The sequence below is a fragment of the Hydrogenophaga sp. genome (assembly GCF_041633695.1).
In the GTDB taxonomy this organism is placed as follows: Bacteria; Pseudomonadota; Gammaproteobacteria; order Burkholderiales; family Burkholderiaceae_C; genus Hydrogenophaga.
In genome coordinates this window covers 1-6,415 of sequence record NZ_JBFJMY010000242.1, presented here as the reverse complement: position 1 = coordinate 6,415, position 6,415 = coordinate 1, and the positions used below count along the sequence as shown (strand labels likewise).

The 6,415-nt window shown below is 66.8% G+C and carries 5 protein-coding genes; 2 read left to right on the top strand and 3 right to left on the bottom strand.

The window, feature by feature from the left end; all coding sequences use genetic code 11:
* Both ABYB95_RS14705 and ABYB95_RS14700 read left to right on the top strand, forming a co-directional pair.
* A partial coding sequence (locus ABYB95_RS14705) for a serine hydrolase domain-containing protein (RefSeq protein WP_372659319.1) occupies positions 1-615 on the top strand: 615 nt, incomplete at its 5' end.
* Positions 616-899: 284 nt separating this feature from the next.
* Positions 900-2,195, top strand: a complete 1,296-nt coding sequence (locus tag ABYB95_RS14700) for a cation:proton antiporter (protein WP_372659318.1) — start codon at positions 900-902, stop codon at positions 2,193-2,195.
* 27 nt (positions 2,196-2,222) lie between these two features.
* Here ABYB95_RS14700 and ABYB95_RS14695 read toward each other — a convergent pair whose 3' ends face one another.
* The 3 genes from ABYB95_RS14695 to ABYB95_RS14685 all read right to left on the bottom strand — a co-directional run.
* Entirely contained in the window at positions 2,223-3,116 is an 894-nt protein-coding gene (locus tag ABYB95_RS14695) for a universal stress protein (RefSeq protein WP_372659317.1), read from the bottom strand.
* 74 nt (positions 3,117-3,190) lie between these two features.
* The gene (locus ABYB95_RS14690) at positions 3,191-5,914 is read right to left on the bottom strand and encodes a cation-transporting P-type ATPase (protein WP_372659316.1); all 2,724 of its coding nucleotides are present in this window, start codon (positions 5,912-5,914) and stop codon (positions 3,191-3,193) included.
* A gap of 121 nt (positions 5,915-6,035) precedes the next feature.
* A partial coding sequence (locus ABYB95_RS14685; RefSeq protein WP_372659315.1) for a MerR family DNA-binding protein occupies positions 6,036-6,415 on the bottom strand: 380 nt, incomplete at its 5' end.

The window sequence follows — 6,415 nt, the reverse complement described above, 5'->3', positions numbered from 1 at the left end:
ATCGAGGCCACGCGGCTGCGCTACGCCCCAGGAGCCGGTTGGCGGTATTCGAACGTCGGCTACCTGTATGTGGGGCGGCTTATCGAACGGGTGACGGGCCTCGCGCTCGAAGACGCGCTGGTGCAGCAGGTCCTGGCGCCACTCGGTTTGTCGGCGGTTCGTCTCGCCAAGGCGCGCACCGACCTGGTCGGCGTGTGCCGTGGGGCCGCGTCCGCATACGACCCTGGATGGGTTTATCACGGCTTGCTGGTCGGGCCGCTATCAGCCGCTGCTCTTTTTCTGGACCGGCTACTGGCTGGGCAACTTCTGCCTGAAGCGCTGCTACAAGCGATGCAAACGGCACGCGCACTCGGTGGGCCGATTCCCGGGCGCTCCTGGACCTCTCCGGGATATGCCCTCGGCTTGATGCAAGGGGCCGTGGATACGGGCGTGACCGTGTGCGGGCACACCGGCGTTGGACCGGGCAGTGTTGTCGCCGTCTACCACTGTGCCGACGGCGCGAACACCGCGAGTTGTGCGGTCTTTCGCGAGGGCGCCAGCGAAGGCATGGCTGAAGCAGAAGTCGTTCATCGCCTTTCGGAAGTCCTGAAGCCTGAGAAAAACGATGGCTGTTGATGCGGAGCCTTTGCGCGCAGGCCGACGGCGAGGCCGCACGATACTGCGCCGGTCGCCCGGTTTTGGCATCCACTCCGCTTGAACCGACTGGGGGGTAGGGGGCGAACAAGCCCTTGCGCTCCAGACACCGGGTCGCCGCACCACGCCACCGCGCCCGCCTCCTGCGCCAAGTGTCGGCTTGCTCCTACACGCGGCCCACGCTGCCGGGTCTATGCTCGTGGTTCTTTTCGGGTGCTGCGCTTGTGCGCCCAGCCCCGAACCCCCAACCCCTTCAAGAACACCCTATGACCAACGCCCAATGGTTCATGCTGATCGGCGGGCTCTTGCTCGCCATGGGGCTGACCTCTTCGCTGCTCAAGCGCTCGGCCGTGACCTCGGCCATGATTTATCTGGCGGTGGGATTTTTGTGTGGGCCCACGGTGCTCAACCTGTTCCACTTCAACCCGCTGAAGGAGTCGGCCCTGCTGGAGGTGCTGACCGAGGTGGCGGTCTTGATTTCCCTGTTTTCCGCCGGGGTCAAGATGCCGGTGCCGTTCACCCTGGCGCGCTGGCGCGGCCCCATTTTGTTGGCCACGGTGTCTATGGGGCTCACGGTGGGCATGGTGGCCGCTTTTGCGTATTTCGTGCTGGGGCTGCCGCTGGGCGCGGGGGTCTTGCTGGGTGCCATCGTCGCGCCGACCGACCCCGTTCTGGCCACCGATGTGCAGGTGCGCCACCCCGGTGACCGCGATCTGCTGCGCTTCAACCTGACTTGCGAAGCCGGCATGAACGACGGCAGTGCGTTCCCGTTCGTGGTGCTGGGCATGGGTCTGCTGGGTTTGCATGGCCTGGGCGACTGGGGCCTGCGCTGGGTGTTGGTGGACGTGTTGTGGGCCACGCTGAGCGGCATCGCCATCGGGGTGCTGGCGGGTGTTGCGCTGGCCCGCCTGAGCGCCATGCTGCGCCGCGCGCCTTACGAACACGATTTGATGGACGATTTTCTCGGGCTGGGTTTGATCGGCGTGGTTTATGGCGTGTCGGTGCTGGTGGACGCCTGGGGTTTTCTCGCCGTGTTTTTCGCTGCGGTCGCCCTGCGCCAGACCGAGTTGCGGCTGGCGAAGGCAGAGCAGCCACAGCCGCAGCGGCCGGCGCTACAGACCGGCGAAGTGGCCCAAGCCGGTGCCGACACCGGCACCGTGGTGCCCACCGTCTCCATGGGATCGCTGGTGTTCAAAGAACATCTGGAGCGCCTGTCCGAGGTGGTGCTGGTGCTGCTGGTGGGGGGCTCCTTGTTTCTCAACTCCTGGAGCTGGGAGGCGGTGGCGGTGGCGCTGTTCCTGTTCGTGATCGCGCGCCCGCTCAGTGTGTGGGTGGCGCTGCTGGGGGTGGGCACCACGCTGCGCATGAAGGGCATGACCGGCTGGTTCGGGGTGCGGGGCATTGGCTCGCTCTATTACCTGATGTACGCGATCCAGCACGGTTTGCCCGAACCGCTGGCCTTGCAGCTAGTGCAGATCACGCTGATCGTGGTGACCTTGTCGATCCTGCTGCACGGCATCAGCGTCAAGCCCATGATGGGCCGTTTCTGGCGCAGTGCCTGAGCCCGCCGCCACCGGGCGCGGGCGGTGTCAAGCCTGTGTGGCGGTCGACACCAGCACGTCGCCGGTGGATTCGGCCAGCACATGTTTGGTCACGCTGCCGAGCAACAACTCTTGGGCCATGTTCTGGCCGTGTTTGCCGATGACGATCAGGTCGCAGTCGCATTCCTGCTCCTGTTCGACGATGGCCAGCGAGGGTTCGCCGCGCACCACGCACGGTGTCCAGTCTTCGGGCTGCAGGTTGGCGCTGCCCGCCAGTGCCTGCAGCTGTTGCGTGGCGGCGTGTTGGGCTTGCACACGGTACTGCTCGATCGCGGTGTCTTCCACGCCGGCGAACCGCAACTTGCCCTCAAAGGGCACGTCGTAAGCCGCCAGCAGCACCAGGTGGGCGCCTGGCGCGACGCGGCGGGCCAGATCGATCAAGGACGCGGACCAGGGCGAAAAATCCACCGGCACCAGTACCCTGCGGTACGCCTCGTGGGCGCGCTGCTTGACCACCAGCATCGGGCGCGTGGTCAGGCACAACAAGCGCTCGGACGTCGCGCCCAGCAAGAGGTGGCGCATGAAACCGGCGCCGCGCGCGCCGAGCACCACCAGGTCGGCATCCATGTCCTCGGCCTGCCGTGCGATCTCGTCCAGCACCGCCCCTTGCACCAGGGCCGTCTCGACGGTGGCACCGCGCGCCGCGCCGAGTTCGGTGGCCATCTCCGCCAGCGCCTGCCCGGTCTGCTCAACCAGGGTTTGTTCGAGCGCGCTGCCCAGGCCCAGCATGGGCTGCAACCGGGCCAACGTGCCGGCGCTGAGCGCGTGCACCAGGCGCAGCCGGGCGCGCGCGGTGTGCGCCAGCCTGGCGGCGCGGTCGGCGGCCTGGCGCGACGGGCTCGAAAGGTCGGTCGCGGCCAGTATGTTTTTCAAATGGGTCATGCGTTTGTCTCCTTCGGTCTGATCGGGTTGCGCAGCGGTTGCCTTGAAGCCAGATCCAGTCTCTGGCGGCGGCCTCAGCCTTCTTCCACCGTCCGGCGCGCGAGCACCAGCCGCAGCTGTTTTTCGCTCTCGAGCAGGGCGAACAGCGCGACCCCGACGCCGACGATGAGCATGCCGTCGAGCAGGGGCACCGCCTCGGTCGCAAAGATGCGCTGCAGCACCGGCAGGTAGGTGATGGCGAACTGGGCCAGCACCACGGCCAGCACCGTGGCCCACACCACCTGTGTGCCGCGCACGGCCTGCCAGGTCAGCGAGGTGCCGTAGATGTTGCGGATGAAGAACAGGTGAAAAATCTCCATGACCACCAGCGTGTTGAGCGTCATGGTGCGTGCCAGCTCCATGGAGTAACCCCGGTCGATGGCGTAGGCGAACATCCCGTACACCCCGCCCAGGAACAGCAGCGACACCAGCACGATGTGCCAAACCAGCTGGCCGGTCAGCAAGGGCTCGTTTCGGCGGCGTGGTGCGCGGCGCATGGTGCCCGCCTCGGTGGGCTCGAAGGCCAGAGCGATGCCCAGCGTGATGGCCGTGATCAGATTGACCCAGAGTATCTGGATCGGTGTCACCGGCAAGGCCAGGCCCAGCAGCAGCGCGACGACGATCGTCATGGCCTCGCCTGCATTGGTCGGCAGGGTCCAGCTGATGACCTTCTTGATGTTGTCGTAGACCGTTCGGCCTTCGCGCACGGCGGCGACGATGGAGGCGAAGTTGTCGTCGGCCAGCACCAGCTCTGCGGCCTCTTTGGCCGCCTCGCTGCCCTTCAAGCCCATGGCAATGCCGGCGTCGGCGCGTTTGAGCGCTGGCGCGTCGTTCACGCCGTCGCCGGTCATGGCCACCGTCATGCCGTGCGACTGCAGCGCCATCACCAGCCTGAGCTTGTGTTCGGGGCTGGTGCGGGCAAAGATGTCGGTCTCCAGCACCGCTGCGGCCAGCGCCACGTCGTCCATGCGATCCAGGTCCGCACCGGTCAAGACGCTGTCGGCGTTTTGCAGGCCGATTTGTTGGCCGATGGCAGCGGCCGTGCCCTTGTGGTCGCCGGTGATCATCTTCACGCGGATGCCCGCGCCCCGGCACTCGGCCACGGCGGCGGTGGCCTCGGCACGAGGCGGATCGATCAGCCCCACCAGACCGATCAGGGTCAACTGCCCTTCGAGGTCGGAAAACGACAGCGCCATGTGTTCGGTCGGCACGGGTCGCGTGGCGAAGGCGAGCACGCGCTGGCCTTGGGCGGCAATCTGGGCCGCCTGGTCGTGCCAGAAATCCGGATCGAGGGGCTCGGTGCCGTTTGCGGCGCTGCGCTGGGTGGCGCACATCGCCAGCATCTGTTCCGGCGCACCCTTGGCGAAGATGCAGGCGTGCTGCTTGTGGTCGTGGGTCAGGATCGCCATGAACCGGTGCTTGGCATCAAAAGGAATCGCATCGGTGCGTGTCCAAGCCGCCGTTTCCTGCCGGGTGTCCAGGCCGATCTTGGCCGAGAGTGCCAGCAGCGCGCCTTCCATCGGATCGCCCTCGACCGTCCACACGCCCTCGCGTTCCTGTAGCGAAGCGTCGTTGCACAGCGCAGCCGAGCGGCTCAGTTCGTCCAGCACCGCGTGTTCGCGGCCGTTGACCACGGCGCCGTCGAGCCGGACCGGGCCACTCGGCTCGTAGCCCACGCCCTCCAGCGAAAACAGCTGCGTCGCCGTCACGACCGACACGGCCATCATTTCATTGCGGGTCAGTGTGCCGGTCTTGTCGGTGCAGATCACCGATACCGAGCCCAGGGTCTCGATCGCGGGGAGGTGGCGCACGATGGCGTTGCGCCGTGCCATGGCTTGCACGCCCACCGCCAGCGTGATCGTCAGCACCGCCGGCAGACCTTCGGGAATGGCGGCCACCGACAGTCCGACCACCGCCATGAACATCTCGGAGAAGTCGAAATGCCCGACGAAGTAGTCAAAGACCAGCAACAGGGCCGCTATCAACAAGATGAGCACGGTGAGCCAGCGCGCAAAGACGTTCATCTGCCGCACCAGCGGGGTGGTGAGCACCTCGACGGTGGAAAGCATGCCGCTGATGCGACCGATCTCCGTGCGCGCGCCTGTGGCCACCACAATGCCGCGCCCGGCCCCGCTGCTGATGAGCGTGCCGCTGTACGCCATGCAGGCCCGGTCGCCCAGCGGCGCGCCTTCCGTTACCGGCCGGGTGTGTTTGTCGGCCGGGACCGATTCCCCGGTCAGGATCGCTTCCTGGATCTGCAGGCCGAGCGCTTGCAGCAGCCGCAGGTCGGCGGGCACCTTGTCGCCGGCCTCCAGCAGCACCACATCGCCCACCACCAGGGCGTCGCCATCGACCGTGCGGCGCTCGCCGTCGCGCAACACCGATGCACGCGGCGCCAGCATGCGGCGGATGGCGGCCATGGCTTTTTCGGCCTTGCCTTCCTGGGCGAAGCCGATCGCCGCGTTGGCCAGAACGACGGCCAGAATGACCGCGGTGTCGACCAGATGACCGAGCGCTGCCGTGATCGCAGCCGAGCCCAGGAGCACGTAGATCAGGATGTTGTGAAAGTGCAGGAGAAAGCGCAGCAGCGCGCTGCGCTGGGCGGGTTCGGGCAGGCGGTTGGGCCCGTGGGCCTGCAGGCTGGCATGGGCTTCGTCTTGCGAAAGGCCATGGGGCGAACCGCGCGTGCCTTCGAGTGCGGCGTCGGCGTGCGACGCATGCCAATGGTGAGCCGTTTGCTCGTCGTGACCCGTTTGCATGGTCGGTATCTCCAAGGTGTGCTCACGCTTTCGGTCTTGCTCCAGGGATCATAGAACACGGCTTTCCGCGTGGAGGGGCGCGGCGTTCACGCTCGGCCAGGCGCCGATCCGGCTGGCGCTTTCAGCGCGCCGTTTTGCGGCTGGTGCGTGCGGGTGCACGCCCATGTGTGCCGTGTACATGGCCCGAGGCGTTGGGTGCAGGCGCGGGCTGCAGCGCCCCTTCGCTGAGCTGGTTCAAGATGCCGCAGTGCCCGGCGTCTTGCGAAACCCGGCAGGTTTCGCGCAGTTGCCGGAGCTGCTTTTCCAGGGCGCGCAGTTCGCGGATGCGGTGCGCCACGTGGCCGATGTGTTCGTCGAGCAGCGCATTCACCTCGCCGCAGTCTTGCGAAGGTGCGTCTTTGAAATGCAGCAGCACGCGGATTTCGTCCAGCGTCATGTCGAGCCCGCGGCAATGGCGGATGAACGAGAGCCGCTGGGCGTGCGCTTCGCCGTAGACGCGGT

Bases quoted from the DNA above. Each gene is read 5' to 3' on its own strand.
- ABYB95_RS14700 (WP_372659318.1), top strand. From the start codon at position 900: ATGACCAACGCCCAATGGTTCATGCTGATCGGCGGGCTCTTGCTCGCC.
- ABYB95_RS14695 (WP_372659317.1), bottom strand. From the start codon at position 3,116: ATGACCCATTTGAAAAACATACTGGCCGCGACCGACCTTTCGAGCCCG.
- ABYB95_RS14690 (WP_372659316.1), bottom strand. From the start codon at position 5,914: ATGCAAACGGGTCACGACGAGCAAACGGCTCACCATTGGCATGCGTCG.